This is a genomic window from Armatimonadota bacterium, from assembly GCA_016789105.1.
Classification (GTDB): Bacteria; Armatimonadota; Fimbriimonadia; order Fimbriimonadales; family Fimbriimonadaceae; genus UphvI-Ar2.
Genome location: JAEURN010000003.1, coordinates 47,653 through 68,123, shown reverse-complemented (window position 1 = coordinate 68,123; position 20,471 = coordinate 47,653). Strand labels below are relative to the sequence as shown.

Here is a 20,471-nt window from a genome sequence, read left to right as displayed (position 1 = left end):
ATGTCACTCCACCCGGAACGTGAACCGCCCATCCGCGTAATCCGCCACGACGTGCGAGCCGTCGCGGATCTCCCCGCTCAAAACCCGCATGGCCAGGGGGTTCAAGACCTCCTTCTGGATCGCACGCTTGAGGGGGCGCGCCCCGTAAACCGGGTCGTAGCCGGCGGTGGCGATCTGCGTCCGGGCGGCATCGGTGAGTTCCAATGTGATCCGGCGATCCTTTAGCCGGTCGGCGAGCGAGGCCAACTGGATTTCGACAATCTGTTTGATTTGCGCCACACCCAATGACCGGAAAACCACGATGTCATCTAATCGGTTGATGAACTCCGGCCGGAAGTGCAAGCGCAGTTCGTCGAGCACTTTGCCCTTGATCTCCTCGAATTTGTCGCCTTCTAAAAAGCCGTCGCCGTAATAGTGGCTGCCGATGTTGCTGGTGAGGATCACCACCGCGTTCTTGAAGTCCACGGTGCGCCCCTGGCCATCGGTCAACCGGCCATCATCCAACAGCTGCAAAAGCACGTTGAACACATCCGGGTGAGCCTTTTCCACTTCGTCGAGCAGGATGACGCTGTAGGGCCGGCGGCGGACAATCTCGGTGAGCTGGCCGCCTTCTTCATATCCCACATAGCCGGGAGGGGCTCCGATGAGCCGCGCGACAGAGTGCTTTTCGCCATATTCGCTCATGTCGATGCGAACCATGGCGCGCTCGTCATCAAACAGCAGTTCGGCCAACGCCTTGGCGGTCTCGGTTTTTCCAACCCCGGTTGGGCCAAGGAACAAGAACGACCCGATGGGCCGGTTCGGGTCGCTGATTCCCGCCCGGTTGCGCCGGATGGCATCGCTGAGGATCGTCAGCGCCTCATCTTGCCCAACAACGCGCTTTTGCAAGAACGACTCCATCTCGACGAGTTTTTGCAACTCGCCTTCCATGAGTTTGGCTATGGGGATACCGGTCCAGCGGCTGACAATGGCGGCGATGTCTTCCTCGGTGACTTCTTCTTTGAGGAGGTTGTTTTGGGCGGCCTCGGTGGCTTCGGCAAGTTCGGCTTCTAACTTGGGGAGTTGGCCATGCTGGATTTCCGCAGCCCGCCCCCAATCAGAATCGCGTTCAGCGGCTTGGAGGTCGGAGCGGAGTTGTTCGATTTTCTCCTTAGTTTCTCGGAGGGATTCGATCTTGTCCTTTTCGGCTTGCCACCGGGCCCGCATGCCATCGGCCTGTTCTTTAAGGTCACTGAGTTGCGACTCGGTTTCAGAAAGCCTTGATTTGCTGGCCTCGTCTTCTTCCTTCTTCAGGGCTTCCCGGTCGATTTCGAGCTGTCGCATCTGACGTTCGAGCACGTCCAGTTCATGGGGAACCGAATCGATTTCGATTTTGAGGCGCGATGCGGCTTCGTCGATCAGGTCGATGGCTTTGTCGGGGAGTTTCCGGTCGGTGATGTAGCGGTTGCTCAAAGTGGCCGCTGCGACAATGGCGCTGTCGGTGATTCGGACGCCGTGGTGGATTTCGTACCGTTCTTTGAGACCCCGCAAGATGCTGATGGCTTCGCCAACCGTCGGTTCATCGACGATGACGGTTTGGAACCGCCGCTCCAGGGCTTTGTCCTTTTCCACGTAGAGCCGGTATTCGTTAAGGGTAGTCGCTCCGACGCACCGCAGTTCGCCCCGGGCCAGCATTGGTTTGAGCATGTTGGCGGCATCCAGTGATCCTTCGGCCTTGCCGGCTCCGACGAGGGTGTGCATCTCGTCGATGAACAAGATGATTTGGCCGTTCGCCTGCTTGATTTCATCAAGGACGGCTTTGAGCCGCTCTTCGAACTCGCCCCGGAACTTGGCGCCGGCAACCAACGCCCCCATGTCCAAGGCGACGACGGATTTGCCGCGCAGCCCCTCGGGGACGTCTCCGGCCACAATTCGCTGGGCCAGGCCTTCGGCGACGGCGGTTTTGCCAACGCCTGGTTCGCCGATGAGGACAGGGTTGTTTTTGGTGCGGCGGCTGAGGACTTGGATGACCCGGCGGATTTCCTCGTTGCGGCCAATGACGGGGTCGAGTTTGCCTTGCCGGGCGCGCTCGGTCAGGTCGATTCCGTATTTCTCCAGCGCCTGGAGGCTGCTTTCGGCATTGGGATCGCTGATGCGCCGGCCTTGTCGGATTTCTTCTAGGGCTTTGGCCAGGCGGTCTTTGGTTGCCCCAGAGCCGTTGAGGATGCGTCCAGCGTTGCCTTTGTCGTCGGCCAGGGCAAGGAGGAGGTGGTCGGTAGAAACATATTCGTCGCCGAGCTTTCCGGCGGCATCGAATGCGGCGTTGAAGGCGGTTTGGGTGCGCGACCCCACGCTGGCCCCGTAGTTGGCCGAGCCGCTGACCTTGGCGGCTTGGCCCAAGGCGGCCCTGGCCTCACTCAGGACGGACTCGGGGCTGGCCCCCGCTTTTTCGATCAGGGAAGTGGCAATACCTTCCCGATCCGTCAGAAGCCCAACCAGCATATGTTCGGGTTCGATGGATTGCTGTTGGAATTCGGTTGCGGCCTGCTGTGCAGCTTGGAAAGCTTCTTGGGCCTTGATGGTCAGCTTGTCGAATCTCATATATGAGTCTCTTACACTCAAATGACGTATATGGATCAGTAGTAGGTTTCCGGGAGGGGACTATTTCTCCAGAAACTTGCGGAATGCCTCCAACGTGGCGCTGCTGACGTGGTGCTCAATGCCTTCGGTATCGAGTTCGGCCTGGGCTTTTGGGACACCGATGGCAACGAGGAACTCGAGGATAAGTTCATGCCGATCATGGCTAGCCTGTGCCAAGGCGATGCCGGCGGTGGTGAGAGCGACGGATTGGCGGGGAATGACCGTGACAAGTCCCTCGCGTTGAAGGCGGTCGAGGGCTTTTGTGACCGTGGGTTGGGAAACCGCCAAAGCATGGACGAGATCCACGGTGCGGACCGGGCCGCCGGGTTCAGGTTGCCCGAGCCGGTAGATCAACTCGACATAGTCTTCGGCCACCTCGGTTTGGTGGTCAAGCCTTGTCCGGGCAAACGGGTTGCGCTCTTTTGCCACAGGAACTAGTTTAGCAGAACATAGCCTGTGCTATAATAGCCGAGGCTATGGATAAGCCGGCTGACCTACCAGATTCCTTCCGATCGCTGCCCGAGGCATACCGGTCGGTTCCATTGCCCCAGGCAAAGGGATGGTGGCGGAAGTTGTTTGCCTTTGCGGGGCCCGGTCTGCTAGTCAGCGTGGGCTACATGGATCCCGGCAACTGGGGCACGGATCTTGCCGGTGGGAGCAAGTTCGGATACTCGCTGTTGTGGGTGATTTTGCTCAGCAACTTCATGGCGCAGTTTCTGCAGATCCTTTGTGCTCGCTTGGGGTTGGTGACGGGCAAGGATTTGGCCATGGCGTGCCGGGATTACTACGCCAAACCGGCAGCATTCGCCTTGTGGATCCTCTGCGAGATCGCCATTGTGGCTTGTGATTTGGCCGAGGTCGTCGGGAGCGCCGTCGCCCTGAACCTTCTGTTCGGTATCCCGCTGGTTTGGGGAGTTCTGATCACCGGTTTTGACGTGCTTCTCCTGTTGGCATTCATGCATTACGGCTTCCGCAAGATCGAAGCGGTGATCTTCACTTTGGTGGCGACGATCTTTGCGTGCTTTGCGTTCCAGATGTTTGCGGCCCAGCCGGATTGGGCGGGCGTTGCCCGGGGCACCTTTGTCCCGTCGATGCCGGATAACGAGGCGTTTTTGATTGCGCTTGGAATTTTGGGCGCAACGGTGATGCCGCACAACCTCTATTTGCATTCCAGCATCGTCCAAACGCGCAAGGTCGAGTCCGGCGAGAGCGGGATTGATGAGGCGATCAAGTTCAACACGATCGACACCGTTGTCAGCCTGAGCCTTGCCTTTTTTGTGAATGCGGCAATCCTGATCTTGGCGGCCTCTGTCTTTCATGGAAAAGGAACGGTGGTGGAAGAGCTGCAGCAGGGCCACGAACTCCTCCGGGCAACTTTGGGCGGGGCTTCGGCGACAGTTTTTGCGGTGGCTTTGCTGGCTTCGGGGCAGTCCTCGACGGTGACCGGGACTTTGGCGGGCCAAATCGTCATGGAAGGATTCCTGAAAATCAGGGTCAAGCCGTGGATCCGGCGCCTTGTCACCCGCAGTTTGGCGATCGTCCCGGCCGTCGTGGTGATCCTGCTTTCCGGCGGCAAGGGAACGGTCCACCTGCTGGTCGTCTCGCAAGTCGTCCTGTCAATGCAGCTCCCGTTCGCCATCTTCCCGTTGGTGGCGGTCACCAGCGACCGGCGGCGGATGGGCCGGCACGTCAACAAGCCGTGGGTGAAGTCGTTGGGTTATTTGCTTGCCGTGATCATCGGCGGTCTGAACGTTTATCTGTTGGTTGAAACCGTGGGTTGGGCGTGGGTTGTGGCCGGTGCGGCGGCGGCCGGAGGCTTTGCCGCTTGGGTTCGCTGGGGATACCGGCCAAAGGTGGCGGTCTCTGGTTAGTATGTGGGGGCCATTTGCCGACAATGGCATCAAGGGCCGCGCTAAAGGGCGTAGGTAGACTGGAACAGCATGTCGAAGGAGCCGCAGGCGGAGTATTTGCAATTCGGGGGGATGGCCGTGCCCGAGGGCGTGATGATGCGGTCGCCGAAATTTTATGCGGTGGCGTGCCGGGCCCCAAATGGCGAGATCATCGTCAAAACCGAACCGCTGGAAAAGACGTGGATTGGCAAACTCGAATTCCTCAAGAAGCCGTTTTCGCGGGGAACACTGGCCTTGCTGGACACGATGGCACTCGGCATGCGGGCAATGAACTTTGCGAGCCAAGTCCAACTCGACGAACGCTATTTGCACGAAGATGACCGGGCCAAGGCCCGCGAAGAGTCGGAAGCGATGTTGAAACCGACGGCCAAGGAGTACCGCAACTTGGTGGTTGCAACCCTGGTGTTGGCCATCCTTTCGTTCGTCTTCTACCCCTTTTGGGCTGGCCTGACCCGGGGCGAGGCGTTTGACGCCAACAAGATGTTGGCTCCAATCATGGTTCCTATCGCAGCCGGAATCTGTCTTGTTTTCACGCTCTTCTGGGCGCCCATAAAACGGGCCTTGAGCACCAACGAGAAGCTGGCCATCGGTGTCGCCGTGGTTTTTAGCCTGGGTTTTGGATTTGTCCTTTTCAAAGCGGTACCAGAAGGGTCGGCGGAGTTTGTAACCGGGTACCGGCCTTCGTCATTGGGCCATGCCACTTATCTGCAAGGGGTTTGGACGAACTTTGTGGCCGAGTCGCTGAAGGTTGTGATGTTTGTGGGCTACCTGTTGTTGATCAGGCGGATCCCGGCGATTTTGGATACGTTCAAGTACCACGGGGCCGAGCACAAGGCCATCAATGCGATTGAAGCCAATGTGGAGTTGAACGAAGCCAACTGCTTGGCGCAAACTCGTCTCCACCCGCGTTGTGGCACCAACTTCGCGATCATCGTCGTCATCCTGGGGTTCTTGATGTCGGTTTGGATCCCGCGTTACCCAACTTTGTTCGGATACCAAGTCACGGGCGGTGCCGCCGTTGTCACCCGATTAACATTAGAGCTTTTTGTTCTGATGCCGGTGATCGCCGGGATCAGTTACGAAGTGATTCGCGCGGCGGGCAAGATGAAGGACCAGAAGTGGGTTGGAATCCTGCTCAAGCCGGGCTTGGCCACTCAGCTCATCACCACCGAAGAACCTGAAGCTAAGCATGTAGAAGTCGCAATCCGGAGTTTAAAGGCCGTTTTGGCTGCCGAAGAATCTGGGGTGTGCGAAAACACGGAAGTCCCAGCGGTTTCGCCCAGCCCACAAGCCGGTTAAAGGCGATCCGGCTCGGACTTTGCCGGGGTCAACAGTTCCTCCGGGACTTCCATCAAGGGCCATGCCGAAAGGTCTTCGCCGTAAAGCGCCCGGTAAGCCGTCGGGAGGTATTTGTTGAAGAGCTCGCCGTAGTCGTTCGGGATCGCTTCTTCCCATTCGGTGCCGCGCCAATTGCTAGGTCCGACATTGTATTCATGGGCGACCACGGCAAGCTTGTGGGTGCTCCATTGAAAAGCCGTGGCATCCCGCCCACCGAGCCGGTTTTGCTGGTTGAGCACGGCCTGCAGGTGCCGCGCCCCGTCGTCAATCTGCCAGGATTCGTTTTGCTCATAATCGCTGGCAAACATCATCCGTTGCCAGTGGGTTTCCAGCCCCAGTTCTTCGGGGTCTTGGCGGACTTGCATCACCCCCATGCTTGTTGGCCGGCCGATGTTGACGAAAAGGTCGCGGCTGGCGGCGTCGTTCCACCGCCAGGCCCCGGGTAATCCCTGGGCGGTTTCGACATAGATGACGGTGGCGATCATCCAATCGGGGACGTTGTAGAGCTTGGCGTCGGCCCGGATGGACTCGGCATTGCGCGTCACAATTTCAGTCGCCTCATCCCGGTTGTAATCGAGCGACTGCAAAAACTCCTTCACGGGCCCGCGGGGCGTCTGCAAGGAACCGCCAGATTGGGATTGGGCCAACTGAATCGCCTGGATCTCTTCCGGTGGGAGGGTCATTTCAGACTCGGCCGAAGCGGTCAGCCGGAGCATGGGGGTCAGCGCGACAAACCCCGCCATCAACCCTGCTTTCGCCAGGTTTGCGGCAGTTCGGCGGCTGTGCTTCGGGCGGCTCATCGGCTCCCCAGAACGGCGGCTTGCACCCATATTTCAAACCCCCTCTACTCGAATGATACGGGAATCGGGCCGAAAACGATGGGATGCCAGGGACAAAAGTTGTAGATTGAACCTATTTGCTGTCGGCGAGCCCGCCAAATTTTCGGGTCCTTTTTTGGAATTGCAGAACGGCTTCCAGCAGCTCGACTTCTCCAAACTCCGGCCAGGTGACGGGCGTGACGAAGAGTTCAGCATAGGCGGCCTGCCAAATCAGAAAGTTGCTCCACCTTAATTCCCCAGCCGTACGGATCATCAAGTCGGGGTCTGGCAGGGAAGGGTCGTAGAGCGCCTCGGACAGGGATTCTTCCGTGAGGATTTCGGGTGGGTTTTCCAAAAGCCTTTTGACCGCATCGATGATTTCGGCCCTTCCGCCATAATTGATGGCCAGCGTGAAAACGATTCCGGTGTTTCCGGCGGTGTCTTCGCGCATTTCACTCAAAGCGTTTCTTAACCCGATGGGGACTTCGCTGAGTCGGCCGATGGCTTGGGCGCGGACGTTGTTTTCCTTGAGGCCCCTAAGCTCGTGACGTGCCGCTTCTTCGATCAAGGTCATGAGGCCGCCCACTTCGTCTTCAGGCCGCCGCCAATTTTCGGCTGAAAAGGCGTAGACGGTGAGGTAGCCGATGCCGAGTTGGGCGGCGGTTAGGAGAACATTCTTGAGGGTTTTGTAGCCTTGTCGGTGGCCCCAAAGCCGTTTGAGACCCTGCCCTTGGGCAAACCGGCCATTGCCGTCCATGATGATGGCAACGTGGTTGGGAAGCCCGTTCAAGTCGATGCCGGCTTGTCGGGCGCGTTCTTGTACCGGGTTGAGGCTACTTTGGGCCACGGTGGGTGGGGGAGTATACAACCCCTCAGATTTCCATCACTTCGGCTTCTTTCTTCTTTTGAGCCTCGTGCGTGTTGGCGACGTACTTGTCGGTGAGGTCTTGAAGTTTCTTTTCGAGCCCTTTGAGGTCGTCCTCGGTGATTTCCTTGTTTTTCTGCTGGTCGCGCAGAGCGTTGAGGGCATGGTGCCGCACGTTCCGGATGGCGACGCACCCTTCTTCAGACCGTTTTGCGACTTCTTTGACAAGGTCTTTGCGGCGTTCTTCGTTCATCGGGGGGAAGTTGAGCCGGATCCCAGTTCCATCGTTGTTGGGGTTGATTCCAAGGTCGCTGTTTTGGATAGCCCGTTCGATGGCACCCGTCATGGATTTGTCGTAGGGCGAGATCAAGATTTGTCGCGGCTCGGGCACGCTGACGTTGGCACATTGGGTGATAGGCGTTGGGGTGCCGTAATAGTCGACCATGATCGGTTCGAGAACCTGTGCGCTGGCCCGCCCGGTTCGGATCCGGCCAAAATCGTGGACGGTGGCTTCCACCGCGCTCTGCATTTTGTGTTCGGCGTCTTTCAGCACTTCGCTCATGGTTTTGTTGATCCTGCTTGGACAAGCGTTCCTTCGGTTTGGCCGTTAACTGTCCTGGCCATTCCTCCTGGTTTGAGTAAATCTAGCACAATCAGAGGCAGCCCATGCTCGCGGCACATGGTGAAGGCGGTCTGATCCATGACGGCGAGGTTTTGGTTGATCGCCTCGTCGAATGTGAGGGAGTCGTACTTTGTGGCATCGGCGTGTTTGCGGGGGTCTTTGTCATAGACGCCATCGACTTTGGTGGCTTTGAGCAACACGTCGGCATCGATTTCGAGCGCGCGGAGAACCGCGGCGGTATCGGTGGTGAAGTAGGGGTTGCCTGTGCCCCCGGCAAAAACGACGACTCGCCCTTTTTCGAGGTGGCGGATTGCCCGGCGCCGGATGAACGGTTCGGCGACTTCGCTGATTCCAAGGGCGGATTGCACCCGGGTTGGGATTTCGCTTTTTTCTATGGCGCTCTGCAGGGCTAGCCCGTTCATGATGGTTCCCATCATCCCCATGTGGTCAGCCACGGTGCGGTTGATGCCGCCCGTTTCGCTGAACGCGGAACCCCGGATGAAATTTCCCCCGCCGACGACGACGGCGACTTGAGCGCCACAGGCGTGGACGGCTTTGATTTCTTGGGCAATGTAGTCCAACGTTGCGGTGTCGAGCCCAAATCCGGACTCGCCACCCAACATCTCCCCGCTGATCTTAAGCAAGACGCGGCGGTATTTGACTCCATCGCCCATGGCGGTTCAGTCCTCTTCGGTGCCTTCGCCGGAAAGGCCGACGGCGAGGAGAGTGTAAGCCAGAATGGTTCCGCCGCCGTTTTGCGCCAGATAGTCGCTCACCTTGGTTTTGTTGTCCAGGTAAATCAACTGCTCAAGCAGGACGTTCTCTTGGTAGAACTCCTTGTTGATCCGCCCCTGGGCAATGTTTTCGGCGATGTTTTCCGGCTTGCCTTCATCAAGGGCACGCTTCTTTTGGAAGTTGTATTCCTTGTCGATCACATCTTTTGAAATGTCGTCACGCGAAAGGAAAGACGGCTTGAAGGCGACGACATGGACGGCCACTTGCTTGGCAGCTTCCTCGCCTCCGGTATAGGCAACGACGCTGGCCCATTTGCCGTCGTGGTGGTTGTAAGAAGCGAGTTTGGCATCCCCTTCCGCCGTCACGAATTCGGACGCGCGGAGTTGGATGTTCTCCCGGATTTTGCCGACGGCATCGGCGATATGCTCATCGACGCTCTTGCCGTCAACGACGACGTCACCGCCGGCGCGGCCGGCCTGGAGCATCCCGTTGACCAGGCTGTCGACCATGGCTTTGAAGTCATCGTTCCGGCTCACAAAGTCGGTTTCGCATTCCACGACGATCCCTGCGGCGGTCTTGCCGTCAGCAGCGACTACGAATTTCGCAATCCCTTCCTTGGTGGCTCGGCCGGCCTTTTTGGCCCCGGCGGCCGCCCCTTTCTCGCGGAGGATTTCTTTGGCGCGATCCATGTCCCCGTCCGCTTCGGTCAGGGCGTTTTTGCAATCCATCATCGGCGCATCGGTAAGATCGCGCAGCTTTTTGACATCTTGTGCGGTGATAGCCATTTAGTTTGTTTCCTCCGTGGTTTCGGCGGCTGCTTCGGCAGGCGCCTCCTCTTTGACGTCTGCAGCAGCGGTAACTTCTCCCTCTGCGGCTTTCGCCTCAGTCGGCGCGACTTCGGCTTTGGAAGCGGATTTGGCCGATTCTTCGAACGACCTCAGGAATTCTTGCTCCACCTCGCCAAAGTGGACGGGCGCCGAGTCTTCGCCATCGACTTCGGATTGTGATTCGCCCTCGCTATCCCCGGCCAAGAACTCGTCTTCGATTTCCTTTTCGATCGGCTTGACTTCCAAAATTGCTTCGCAGAACTTGCTGGTCACAAGCCGGATGGAGCGGATGGCGTCGTCGTTACCCGGGATGACCATGTCGGCGTCATCCGGGTCGCAGTTGGTGTCGACAATGGCAACGACCGGGATCCGGAGCTTGCGGGCTTCTTGGACAGCGATAGATTCTTTGTTCAGGTCGACGATGAAGATGCACTTGGGCATCTGGTCCATCTCGCGGATCCCTTCAAAGTAGCGGGAAAGCTTTTCGCGTTCTTCCCGTCGTTTCAAGGCTTCCTTTTTGGGGAGCCGGGCCAGGTAGCCTTCTTCTTCCATCCGGTCGAGTTCTTTGAGCCGGACGATGCGTTGGCTGATCGTTTCCCAGTTGGTGAGCATGCCGCCCAGCCAGCGGTCGGTCACGTAGTATTGGCCAGACTTGGAAGCGGCTTCTTTAACGGCCGATTGGGCTTGCTTTTTGGTGCCGACGAAAAGGACGCTCCCGCCATCTTTGACGATGTCTTGGACGAAATCCAGGGCATCTTGAAACAGCTTGATGGTTTGATGGAGGTCGACGATATAGATCCCGTTGCGGGCGCCGTAAATATAGCGCTTCATCTTGGGGTTCCAACGCCGGGTTTGGTGGCCAAAGTGGACGCCTGCTTCGAGCAGGTCTTTCATACTGAGTTCGGGCATATGTTGCTTTTCCTTTGTGGGTTTTTGCCGCCGGGAAACCGCCTCGATGGCCGCCCCTTCCGGCTGTTTAAGCCGACCCAGGGGGCGCGGATCCCGTGAGAATTTGCCTGGGATTCCCCAGACGCGCAACAGGATACCGGTTTGAGCCTAATCCAATCCTGGGACGGCCTGCCAATTCGGGCGGGTTGCCATCAGTTCCTGCAGGCGGCTTTGCACCCGGGGCCAAGTTTGGGGCGTGACGCTGAACATCACCGTGTCGCGCCACTTACCGCTCGGGAGCCGCAGGTGGTTGTGGAGCACTCCTTCTTCGGTCAATCCGATGTTGCGCATAGCCCTTTGAGATTGGATGTTCTCGCCCCCGGTTTTTAGTTGAACCCTCATCGCGCCGAACAACTCAAGGGCCGCCCGGATCATCAAGAATTTCACCGCCGGGTTCAGCCGGGTACGCCGGTACCGCGGTGCGTACCAGGTGTGTCCAATCTCGAGACCATAGTGCTCGGGCCGGATGTCCATGTAGCTTGAGGAGCCGGCGAACACGCCATCGGCATAAATGGCGTGGGCCAAGAACCCCGGCCGGGTTCGTCGCCCGATGAATTCCGAGATGTCGCCCGGTTCCAAACTGGCCGGAAATTCGGTGAAGAACTGCATGGTGTCAGGGTCTTCCTGCAAGGCCGAACGAAACTCCCGGGCATGATCGGCAGTGAGCGGTTCGATGCGGACTCCTTCCATTTCCAGGTTGAGCACACGGGGTTCGAACAATTCCACGGTGCAGAAGCATATCGCCGGCCCACGCCCGCACGTCGTACAATAGGCACCATGACGAGCTTCGCCTTGGCCCTCATCCTCAACGACACGAGCTTCTCGGCGGTTAGCGGGACTCCCCGGCCGATGGGCAACACGTCGGCGGTGGAGATGGTTTCGGCAGACATCCGGATTAAGGTGCCGTCGTGCGAAGTCACCGTGGTTTACAAGTTCAGGAATACGGGGAAGAAAGAATCCGTAACCATGGGATTTCCTGAAGAAGGGCAGGACGCCTACTTGGACAGCAAGCAGAAGACTTGGTTCAAATCGTTTAAGAGTTGGGTCGATGGAAAGCCGACTCCGGTCTTGGTCCAGAAAGTCGATGACCCCTCAGTGGAATCCGACTTGGGATACAAAGTCTGGTGGGTCAAAAAAGTTGATTTCGAACCCGGCCAGACCCGGACGGTCAAGAACGCATACGCCAGCAATTACGGGACCGACGCCAATCCGCGCCGGTTTTTCCAATACATCGTCCACACGGCCCGGACGTGGAAGGGCCCGATCGGCCAACTCAGGATCGAGGTGGATACCTCTGGGTTTGTGCGGGGAACCCACTTTGGCTTGCCTAAAAAGCCCCACAAGGTCACCGGCACCAAATTCGCTTGGTTCTACACGGAGATCGAGCCGACAGAGGCCGACGACATCGCCGTTTACTGGCAACACCCTGAATTCGAATATGGCGATTCCCCCGACTGGGGAACGTTCCTCGGCCCCTTCAATTTTGTTGCTGGCGGGTGAGCAACCGCCAGGGGTACCCGAAGTTGCCGTACGGTGCCGAAAACCAAGATGACCCCGGACATCGTCTGGGGTCATCTTGGTTGAAGAGGTGCAAAGCCTATTCAGGCTTGAACGCCGCATATTCGGCTTCTGTGCTGGGGACTTTGAGCGACCCGTCGGCGATTTTTTGTTTGATCGCTTCGATTTCCGCAAGGACATCGGGACCGATCATATCTTTGGTAAATCGCAAGGCACTGATGCCGACGCCGCCATGGGCGACATCGTAACTAACTTCACCCGCGGTGAACTTGCCATCGACCATGTCTTTGATGGTCTCATAGACGGCGGCATCGACATTTTTGACCATTGAAGTGAGGACAAAACCAGGGGCTTCGTCGTCTTGATCCCGGTCGACGCCAATGGCGAATTTTTTGCGTTCCTTAGCGGCTTGGATCACGCCAAGGCCGGCCCGGCCCGCGGCATGATAGACGATGTCGGCGCCGCTATCGAACAGAAGGTTGGCGGCGATTTTGGCCTCGTCGATGTTTTCCCAACTCCCGGTGTATTTGGGCGGCAAGATCTCGGCTTTGGCGTTGGCGGCTTTCACTCCGGCCTGGAATCCATATTGGAACTTCTTGATGAGGTCTAGGGCCTCGCCGCCGACGAAGCCGACTTTGCCGGTCTTGGTCATTTTGCCGGCGATGTACCCGACGAGGTAGGAGCCCTGCTCCTCACTGAAGTGGAGCATCCGAACGTTATCGGCGGTGACAAAACCGTCGACAATGGCGAACTTGGTGTCGGGGTATTGCTTGGCGACTTTTTCAAGGGCTTTGCCCTGGGCCAGACCGACGGCGATCACCAGGTCGTTGCCATCGTCCGCCATGGCGGTTAGGTTTGGCTCGTAGTCCTTTTCGACTTTACTTTCGATCTTGCTGACTTCGATCCCAAACTCTTTTTCAGCCTTTTGGATGCCGGCCCACGCCGAATCGTTGAACGATTTGTCCCCGATCCCGCCGCTGTCGAAGACGATCCCGACTTTGAGTTTGCCTTCCGGCTTCTTGCCATCTTGGGTGGCTGGCTGGGTATTGCCAGGTGTGTCATCGGGCTTTTCGCCAGGGGGGGTGCAACCGGCAAATAGGCCTAGGGTTCCCACCACGAACAGGGATGTCATGGCCCATGCCGCCCAAGGTCGGGCGATGGTCGAGCTTCGCATAGGTAGAATCATGGCACGATATGGCTGGCCCGTGCACCGGGCCGCCCAGGATGATTCCTTTTGATCACTTGCAACCTCACAAAACCCGAAAGCACTTTCGACACGATCCGCAAAGCGTACAAGGATTTGAAACCGACCGACGCCGCCTTGCTGGCCACGGCTCTGGTTGAGGCTGGCCGCATGGCCGATGCGGTGTATGACGACCAATCCTACACCTGGACGGGCGACCAGTACGACAATATGGCCAATGCCGTGGCGCGGGAAGTCACCCAGGTTCAAGACACGGTGGAAGACACCAAAAAGGCCAAGGCTAAAGCGGCAGAGGAAGAAGCCGTGACTCTGACGGTCAAACTCCGGCCCTCCATGAAGGCGGGCGAGCGCATTCTCGGCAATCGCAACGACTTGAAAACCCTGATGGGGGACATCCTCCAAGAAGGTGTGGAATTCCTGTTCTCCTCCACCGACATCGGTTGGCATTGGACCCTTGAGCGGGTCAATTGGGCAACCCGGTCTGGTGGCGAAATGAAGCGGCACATCAAGTTCCGCGCCGACTTTGTCGAACCGCATGTGGGCATGGAGCTGGGCCCTGGCGGCAAAAAGAAAAAAAAGTAGGCGTTTCGCATCCAAACGAACTTTGAGGCCACACGGGTACCCTATCCAGTGTGGTCTCAATTCTGTTAGCGACCTTGCTCGGGGGTTTGCAGGATCCGCCCATCACCCAAGCTGCCGATTGGCGCGTCACTCCGGAGCGGTGCTTCGAAGTCGGGGGCGAGCCCTACATCCCGGTCGGCGTGAAAGTGGAACCGACGATTGAATCGATCGACGCCGCGGCAAAGGCGGGCATCCAAGATGTCTATGTTGAACTCCCCTTGGATCTGGGGACATGGCGCAGAATCGTTCCGGAGCTGGAAGCGCGGCACCTCCGGTACTTGATCGGCATCAGCACTCTGGCCCCAAGCGCAAGTGTCGTGGCAGTCGAACCGACCAGTTACCGCGTATCAGGGCTGTCTGGCCAAATCGACATCAACATCGACATCCCTGGTGGCCAACGCGCCTATTGCCTTTTGGCCAACGAATCGAACGGCGGGGTGAGCTACGAAGGAACCCAACTGATCACGGGCGGCAAACTCAGGTTCCGCTACCGGTTGGCAACCGACCTGCCACACGTTTTGGTCATTTACCCCGAGGTCAACGACCAGCGGATGCCCGATTTTTGGGAAGGATTTGACAAATACCGGGACGACTTGCTGGCGGTGCTCCACAATTCGACCTTGGGGCCGGGCTACCGGGGTCTGGTGAACCCAGCCGGGCAACGGTTGACCGGATTCCAGGCTGATGACACCCTTGTGCCCACCAGCAAATTGTTCCGGCTGGAGTTCGAATCGTTCCTGCGCCAAAAATATGGGACTCCGCAAGTTGTGGCGGCAACGTGGCAACTGGCCTATTCGGGGGAGATGTCGCTGGCCGATTATGCGGCGACAGTGCCCCTGTGGCAAGGCGGCCGCGGGGTCGATTCAGTTTGGAACCTATCCACGGACCGGGTCAGCAGCGCATCCCGCCGGGACATTGTTTGGGAAGACATCCGAACTGTGATCCGCGGGAGTGCAACCCGCCGGATCAACCGGTTGATCGACACGATTAAAGAAGAAACCCACCGGCCGGTGATCCAAACCTGGAATGGTTGGGGTGGGGTCTATGAGGACAAGGGCAGCTCTTTGGATGGGATCGCCTTTGGCGGGGAGCCGGAGTCGGTCATCGACCTAATGGAGGTCTCCTCCCGACCAATGAGCAGTGCGCTGCGACGGGTTCACCCCATGGCTGCCTTGGCGATCGGGCTCAAGCTCCCCAAAGGAGAGAATGGATTCGATGCGACCCGGGCCATCCGACAAACGGAACCGCTCGGCACCCGGGGTTGGTTCTTTACAGCGGATTCGGCCGAAGACCTGGCTGGCGTCGCTGCCGCCGCTGAAATCTACCGCGACCAGCCCAGCCTGGCCCGCAACGCGGTTCAAGCCGTGTTTTTCCCCGAGGCGGCGACGAATCCGGCTGTAACCAGCCGTTTGCCAGGCGGTTACGTTTGGCTCCCAACCCCTGGTTCTGGGGAAAGGTTGGACATCGGCCCTAACCTCGAGGGTTACCGCTACGTCAACCGCGGGGTGACGACGTTCGTCTTTTGGGCGGTTGCCAAGCAACAGCATCTCAAGATGCGGCTTTCGAGCGAGGTCGTTCCTTCCATGCGGGCCCTGGATGGGACCCCGTTGAACATCAAGCAGCGTCGCAATGAAATCGAAATGGATGTCCCAACTTCGCCGGTCGTCGTCGAAGGGTCGGCGGATATGCCTGTCCCGGTGGAAGCCTTTGCCGCGACCCAGTTGGCCTGTGCTTATCTGATCGACACCTTTGGGAAGTTGGTGGATCTCAGCGGCACCGAGTATTTGAATCTGCAGCGGGCAGGCGGTTCATTTGACCGGAGCCCCTTAGGTTCCTACTTGGCGGTGCGCGAGCAATTCCGCCGCATGGCGATTTTGGCTTCGCCTTACAACTGGCTTGAGGCCGAATCGCCGGAGCGCACCAACTTCAGCGGAATCGCGGAAATCTCGGGATGCTCCAGCGGCAAAGTGCTCTCACTCAGCCCCAAAATCCGCAGCGTCGTGCCCTACACGGCTCAATACACGGTGCGGAATCGTTTGGGCGACACGCATTCCGTCTGGATTGCCGCTCGGCTGGACGACGTGGCGCGCCGAGCTTTGAAAGTCACGGTGGCGGGACAAGAGCTGACCTTACAACCTCATCCGGTGAGCTACTACGGCGCGGGATTCGGTTGGTACAAATGTGGGGAGATCCAGCTTCCGGCTGGGCAAACCCAGATGTTTTTGAGGGCCCAAGCCGATGAGCCGATCGATTGCCAGATCGACCTGTTGATGGTGGCGCCGGAAGATTTCCGCCCCAACGGGCCTAACCCGCCGACCGATTGGGTTTGGGCCGCCTTGCAGCAGGCGCGCCCTCCTGCAAAAACGGGTTGACCCGGCTCAGAAGCTTTTCGTTCCATTCGGCCTCGTTCTCGGCATAGATCCCGGGATCGAGGTCGATCCGCCCATAGAAGCACTCTTGGAGGTCCATGCGGACGGCCCAGCCAGCATCGCCATAGCTATAGTGCCACCATTCGTCACGGCAATTGCTGAACCCGGCGGAAAGCATCGCTTCAACAAGAATCATTCGGTTCTGGTGGGCACGGGCTTCCAGGCCAAAGACGTAAGTCGGCGCCCCCGCCAACCTCTCGAATGGCGAGGTGACGTCAACTTCCACGTTGTCAGGGTCGAAAAGCCAGACGTCGACCGCCGCGCCGGTGGTGTGCCCCGGGGGGGCAGGTTGGTCGACCGGGGCGACAAACCGGTTCACAATTCGCCGTTTGGAAGCATAGGGCAGGTCTGGCCGGGCTTTTTCCAATGATTCCCAAAGCCACTTGTAAATCTTGACTTGCCGGTCAAAGGGGCGCCATGCGTCCACCACGCCCAGGTGGTAGCCAGGGGGGAGCCGCCGGGCGGCCGTTTCCAACATCTCGGCCACGGTCTGTCGGAGATAGGGGATCACTGTCGGCCTGGCAATGCGGACACTTGGCGATCCGGAAGCCAAATGGACGAGGGGCTCTCCGTTCTCGGATTCTTTGATCCGGTTCAGGGCCCTGATCGGTTCGGGCCTGCCCTTCGTCCTGTCCCACGGCATCGGTGCCTTGACTATGGCGCAAACAAGAACAGCAAGGCGATGGCCCCGGCGATCCGCCGGGTCTTCTGGTCGATATGCAGTCCTTCTTGGAGGGCAGCTCCCGGAACTTCGATGGTTTGTCCGGGTTTGAGTTCTTGGTCACCCCGGTACCCCAAAAGGATATCATCGTAATTGATTTCCCTTGGTTTCTCGTTGCCCGTCGAAAAGATCCTGATCCGGTTTGTGCGGGCCGATTGGGTGAACCCTCCGGCAAGTTGGATGACCTCGCTCAGCTTCGCCCCCTCTTCTATTTCATACCGGCCTGGATTCCTGACGGCTCCGTCGAGGATAACGAACATTTTTGGCCGGCGCCTTTCCCCCACCCGCACAATGTCGCCGGCGAGTAGCGGAAATTCTCGGTCGGCGGGCAGCGTCAGAGTCCGTTTTGCCCCGCCCCGTTCCAATGTGACGCTCTGCAGGTCGGCCGTGGCGGTGAATCCCCCGCAACGGACGAGAAATTCGCCGACGGTGAGATTGGGGGAGATGTCATAGGTTCCAGGTAAGACAACTGAGCCTTCTGCCGTGACTTGCCCAGCCTTGACCGGGGGGTTCACTGGCGGGTTGATTGGATCTTGCGGCTGTGCCGACTTGGTGAAGAAGGTGACTTCGTCCCCGGGCTTCAAAACTGGATCCTCTCCTTTGGTTGTGTCGGCAATCTGAATCTCGCCAGATTCTGACTTGACCTGGATTTTCGCGAGGTCGGTTTCGGGCAGGGTTTCGGCCAGTCGAATGATGTCGGAGAGCTTGAGTCCTTCCCGCCATGGGGTCTCGGCGGGAACCTTGACCGCTCCGGTGAATTTGACCATGCGAGCTTGCGGGTTGACTATTTTGACCCGGACGGTGGCCACTTTCACAATTTTTTCATCGACCAGTTGCTTGGAGATTTTCGCCGCTGCTTGCTCTTCGGTAAGCCCGGCCACTTTGACGGCCCCAAGGAAATCGACGAGGATCAGCCCATCGGCGGTGACTTTGTAGTCACGGTTGATGGATCCCTCTTCAAGGGCGATCAACTGGACGGTGTCGCCCGGCTTGATGACGGGGGCCTGACCGAAGGCAATGCCGACCGCACACAGGATCAGCATCAAAACTTTCCATAACCGCAAACCTGACATGGTTCTGGATATCCGGACGTTGCGCTCGGCTTGAAATTATCGCGTCGATGGGGCCAAGGGGCAAACGGCGCAATAATCAAGAGGTGGAAAGTGCATTCCTCGCCCGTCTTGCCCAAGGCGTCGTCGTTTTTGACGGGGCAACTGGGACGGAATTCCAGAAATTGGGATTGGGGCCGGAGGCTTTTACTTTGCAGGATTGCAGCCACTTGCCCGAAGCTGTCCGGCGTGCGGCGGGGCGTCTTGGTGGCGAATTCCTAGAGGGATGCAATGAGATTTTGAATTTCACGCGCCCCGATGTCGTGGAAGATATCCACCGCCAGTATTTCGAAGCCGGGAGCGATATTGTCGAGACGAACAGCTTTGGTTCGACTTCCATTGTTTTGGGTGAATACGGGATTCCGGAACTGGTCTATGAAACAAGCCTTGCTTCCGCCCGGATTGCCCGGGCGGCGGCGGATTCGTGCGCCACGGCAACCGACCCGAAGTTTGTCGCTGGGGGCATGGGGCCGGGGACAAAGCTCATCAGTCTGGGCCAAACCGACTGGGCCACGCTGTTGGAAACATACACCGACTCGGCCCGTGGGCTTCTTGATGGCGGCGTGGACGTCTTGCTGCTTGAAACCTTGCAAGACCTATTAATGGTCAAGGCGGGCATTATCGCTTGCCGTGACGCCATGGAGGCGGTTGGCAAGGCCGTGCCAATTATTGTGCAAGTGACGATGGAGCAAACCGGCACGATGTTGGTGGGCAGCGACATCGCCGCAGCCTTAAACATGGTTGAGTGCTTTCCGGAAGTCGTCGCGGTGGGGATGAACTGCGCCACCGGGCCCGCCGAAATGGCACCCTTTGTCAAATTCCTCGGCGAAAACTCGACCCGGCCGCTTTCGATCCAGCCCAATGCGGGTCTCCCCGTGATGGAACACGGCCAGGCGGTTTACAAGTTGACTCCGGAGGAACTCGCGGCGGCCCACGAGCGGTTTGTTGAAGAAAGCGGGGCCGCCTTGGTCGGCGGATGCTGTGGAACCACCCCCGAGCACATCCGGCAGGTTGCCGGACGGGTGAAAGGCCGGCCGCATCGTTCTGGCCACTGGGCAAGAGTCCAAAGCCAGTTCCCAGGGTTCGACTTCCGCCTCCGCACAGCCGAACAGCAGGCGGCAATCAAACTCCAGGGGGTTTCAAGCCTTTACGAATTCGTGCCTTACAAACAAGACAGCAGCATTTTGATCGTCGGCGAACGGACGAATGCCAATGGCAGCAAGGCGTTTCGCGACATGCTTGCCGCCGAGAACTGGGATGGATTGACCGAATTGGCCCGTGAACTTGAAGGCGAGGGCTCTCACGTGATCGACGTCTGCACGGCCTACGTCGGCCGCAACGAGCAACAGGATATGCAAACACTGTTGCGGGCGTATAACCAGCACATAACGGTTCCGGTGATGGTGGATTCCACTGAGGCCCCGGTCATCGAAACCGCACTGCAAACCCTAGCGGGCAAACCGATCGTCAATTCGATCAATTTTGAGGATGGGGAGGCGCGAACACGGAAAGTGTTGGGGATGTGCAAAAGGTATGGGGCCGCCGTCGTCGCCCTCACAATCGACGAGCGTGGCATGGCCAAATCGTGCGAGGACAAGGTTGCCGTCGCCGAGCGGATTCTTGAGAGGACCCGCGAATTCGGGCTGCCCGACCAGGATGTGTTCCTGGATTGCCTGACGTTCACGCTCGGGTCGGGCGACGAAGAGTTCCGCAATTCGGCCGTCGAGACGATCCGGGCGATCGCCGAAATCAAGCGGCGGCACCCCCTCGTCAATTCGATCCTCGGCGTGAGCAATGTGAGCTTCGGCCTTAAGCCGGCCGCCCGGGTCATCTTGAACTCGGTGTTCTTGCACTATGCTCAAGAAGCGGGTTTGACAGCGGCGATCGTCCACTTCAGCAAGATCTTGCCGGAAGGCCGCATCGATCCTGAGGTTTGGCAAATAGCCGGCGATTTGGTCTTTGACCGGCGCCGCTATGCCGAAACTGCTTGAGGACGCGATTTTCAAGGCACACCCATAACGCCTGAGTCGTGGGGATCCCCGAGACAAGTAGTCCCAACCCGCCGCGCGCGGTTCTTTTGAGACAACCGATCAAGCCAAAGAAAATGGAATCAAGTCTGAGCTGAAAAATAATACAATTAGGAGAATAGCCACATCAAGAGGGAAATACCTAATGATGAGAAAGAAA

Annotated in this window: 18 protein-coding genes; 6 read left to right on the top strand and 12 right to left on the bottom strand. The window is 58.4% G+C overall.

The genetic code is table 11. The features are described 5' to 3' along the window. Positions 1-3 precede the first annotated feature (3 nt). Positions 4-2,580 (bottom strand): ATP-dependent chaperone ClpB, encoded by a 2,577-nt coding sequence (gene clpB / locus JNM28_02330; GenBank protein MBL8067261.1) that lies wholly within the window; start codon positions 2,578-2,580, stop codon positions 4-6. Positions 2,581-2,640: 60 nt separating this feature from the next. Then, complete coding sequence (gene mntR, locus JNM28_02325; protein ID MBL8067260.1) at positions 2,641-3,048, bottom strand: manganese-binding transcriptional regulator MntR; 408 nt, start codon at positions 3,046-3,048, stop codon at positions 2,641-2,643. A gap of 47 nt (positions 3,049-3,095) precedes the next feature. Between mntR and JNM28_02320 the strand changes: the two genes are divergently transcribed. Both JNM28_02320 and JNM28_02315 read left to right on the top strand, forming a co-directional pair. Then, entirely contained in the window at positions 3,096-4,490 is a 1,395-nt protein-coding gene (locus tag JNM28_02320) for an Nramp family divalent metal transporter (protein ID MBL8067259.1), read from the top strand. Between the two features lie 69 nt (positions 4,491-4,559). After that, entirely contained in the window at positions 4,560-5,828 is a 1,269-nt protein-coding gene (locus tag JNM28_02315; GenBank protein ID MBL8067258.1) for a DUF1385 domain-containing protein, read from the top strand. Here the strand turns inward: JNM28_02315 and JNM28_02310 are convergent. The 7 genes from JNM28_02310 to JNM28_02280 all read right to left on the bottom strand — a co-directional run bounded on the left by JNM28_02310 (position 5,825) and on the right by JNM28_02280 (position 11,408). Next, positions 5,825-6,667: a hypothetical protein gene (locus JNM28_02310; GenBank protein MBL8067257.1), complete on the bottom strand. Its 843-nt coding sequence runs from the start codon at positions 6,665-6,667 to the stop codon at positions 5,825-5,827. The two genes, JNM28_02315 and JNM28_02310, sit on opposite strands and share 4 nt — an antisense overlap. A gap of 112 nt (positions 6,668-6,779) precedes the next feature. Further along, positions 6,780-7,442 (bottom strand): di-trans,poly-cis-decaprenylcistransferase, encoded by a 663-nt coding sequence (gene uppS, locus JNM28_02305; GenBank protein ID MBL8067256.1) that lies wholly within the window; start codon positions 7,440-7,442, stop codon positions 6,780-6,782. A gap of 115 nt (positions 7,443-7,557) precedes the next feature. Next, positions 7,558-8,112: a ribosome recycling factor gene (frr, locus tag JNM28_02300; protein MBL8067255.1), complete on the bottom strand. Its 555-nt coding sequence runs from the start codon at positions 8,110-8,112 to the stop codon at positions 7,558-7,560. After that, complete coding sequence (locus tag JNM28_02295; protein ID MBL8067254.1) at positions 8,109-8,846, bottom strand: UMP kinase; 738 nt, start codon at positions 8,844-8,846, stop codon at positions 8,109-8,111. Before JNM28_02295 ends, frr begins: the two co-directional genes overlap by 4 nt. Positions 8,847-8,852: 6 nt before the next feature. Then, the gene (gene tsf, locus JNM28_02290) at positions 8,853-9,692 is read right to left on the bottom strand and encodes a translation elongation factor Ts (protein MBL8067253.1); all 840 of its coding nucleotides are present in this window, start codon (positions 9,690-9,692) and stop codon (positions 8,853-8,855) included. Further along, positions 9,693-10,643: a 30S ribosomal protein S2 gene (gene rpsB, locus JNM28_02285; protein MBL8067252.1), complete on the bottom strand. Its 951-nt coding sequence runs from the start codon at positions 10,641-10,643 to the stop codon at positions 9,693-9,695. It lies immediately after the preceding gene. Between the two features lie 147 nt (positions 10,644-10,790). After that, a complete protein-coding gene (locus JNM28_02280; GenBank protein MBL8067251.1) occupies positions 10,791-11,408 on the bottom strand; it encodes a GNAT family N-acetyltransferase in 618 nt (205 codons plus the stop codon). A gap of 51 nt (positions 11,409-11,459) precedes the next feature. On the opposite strand from JNM28_02280, the gene JNM28_02275 reads away from it, so the two are divergent. Beyond that, positions 11,460-12,182, top strand: coding sequence for a DUF4424 family protein (locus JNM28_02275; protein ID MBL8067250.1), 723 nt, complete (start codon positions 11,460-11,462; stop codon positions 12,180-12,182). Between the two features lie 97 nt (positions 12,183-12,279). On the opposite strand, the gene JNM28_02270 is transcribed toward JNM28_02275, so the two are convergent. Beyond that, entirely contained in the window at positions 12,280-13,374 is a 1,095-nt protein-coding gene (locus JNM28_02270) for a BMP family ABC transporter substrate-binding protein (protein ID MBL8067249.1), read from the bottom strand. A gap of 60 nt (positions 13,375-13,434) precedes the next feature. Between JNM28_02270 and JNM28_02265 the strand changes: the two genes are divergently transcribed. Next, positions 13,435-13,986, top strand: a complete 552-nt coding sequence (locus JNM28_02265; protein ID MBL8067248.1) for a hypothetical protein — start codon at positions 13,435-13,437, stop codon at positions 13,984-13,986. Between the two features lie 50 nt (positions 13,987-14,036). After that, complete coding sequence (locus tag JNM28_02260) at positions 14,037-16,397, top strand: hypothetical protein (protein MBL8067247.1); 2,361 nt, start codon at positions 14,037-14,039, stop codon at positions 16,395-16,397. Here the strand turns inward: JNM28_02260 and JNM28_02255 are convergent. Beyond that, positions 16,330-17,097, bottom strand: coding sequence for a D-alanyl-D-alanine carboxypeptidase family protein (locus JNM28_02255; protein MBL8067246.1), 768 nt, complete (start codon positions 17,095-17,097; stop codon positions 16,330-16,332). The two genes, JNM28_02260 and JNM28_02255, sit on opposite strands and share 68 nt — an antisense overlap. Positions 17,098-17,108: 11 nt before the next feature. After that, the gene (locus JNM28_02250; GenBank protein ID MBL8067245.1) at positions 17,109-18,218 is read right to left on the bottom strand and encodes an SLBB domain-containing protein; all 1,110 of its coding nucleotides are present in this window, start codon (positions 18,216-18,218) and stop codon (positions 17,109-17,111) included. Positions 18,219-18,331: 113 nt separating this feature from the next. On the opposite strand from JNM28_02250, the gene JNM28_02245 reads away from it, so the two are divergent. Continuing rightward, positions 18,332-20,275 (top strand): homocysteine S-methyltransferase family protein, encoded by a 1,944-nt coding sequence (locus JNM28_02245; GenBank protein ID MBL8067244.1) that lies wholly within the window; start codon positions 18,332-18,334, stop codon positions 20,273-20,275. Positions 20,276-20,471 lie beyond the last annotated feature (196 nt).

Excerpts from the sequence above, each read along its gene's own strand:
- clpB (MBL8067261.1), bottom strand. The coding sequence starts at position 2,580 with ATGAGATTCGACAAGCTGACCATCAAGGCCCAAGAAGCTTTCCAAGCT.
- JNM28_02320 (MBL8067259.1), top strand. The coding sequence starts at position 3,096 with ATGGATAAGCCGGCTGACCTACCAGATTCCTTCCGATCGCTGCCCGAG.
- JNM28_02315 (MBL8067258.1), top strand. The coding sequence starts at position 4,560 with ATGTCGAAGGAGCCGCAGGCGGAGTATTTGCAATTCGGGGGGATGGCC.
- JNM28_02310 (MBL8067257.1), bottom strand. The coding sequence starts at position 6,667 with ATGAGCCGCCCGAAGCACAGCCGCCGAACTGCCGCAAACCTGGCGAAA.
- uppS (MBL8067256.1), bottom strand. The coding sequence starts at position 7,442 with ATGGACGGCAATGGCCGGTTTGCCCAAGGGCAGGGTCTCAAACGGCTT.
- frr (MBL8067255.1), bottom strand. The coding sequence starts at position 8,112 with ATGAGCGAAGTGCTGAAAGACGCCGAACACAAAATGCAGAGCGCGGTG.
- JNM28_02295 (MBL8067254.1), bottom strand. The coding sequence starts at position 8,846 with ATGGGCGATGGAGTCAAATACCGCCGCGTCTTGCTTAAGATCAGCGGG.
- tsf (MBL8067253.1), bottom strand. The coding sequence starts at position 9,692 with ATGGCTATCACCGCACAAGATGTCAAAAAGCTGCGCGATCTTACCGAT.
- rpsB (MBL8067252.1), bottom strand. The coding sequence starts at position 10,643 with ATGCCCGAACTCAGTATGAAAGACCTGCTCGAAGCAGGCGTCCACTTT.
- JNM28_02275 (MBL8067250.1), top strand. The coding sequence starts at position 11,460 with ATGACGAGCTTCGCCTTGGCCCTCATCCTCAACGACACGAGCTTCTCG.
- JNM28_02270 (MBL8067249.1), bottom strand. The coding sequence starts at position 13,374 with ATGCGAAGCTCGACCATCGCCCGACCTTGGGCGGCATGGGCCATGACA.
- JNM28_02255 (MBL8067246.1), bottom strand. The coding sequence starts at position 17,097 with ATGCCGTGGGACAGGACGAAGGGCAGGCCCGAACCGATCAGGGCCCTG.
- JNM28_02250 (MBL8067245.1), bottom strand. The coding sequence starts at position 18,218 with ATGCTGATCCTGTGTGCGGTCGGCATTGCCTTCGGTCAGGCCCCCGTC.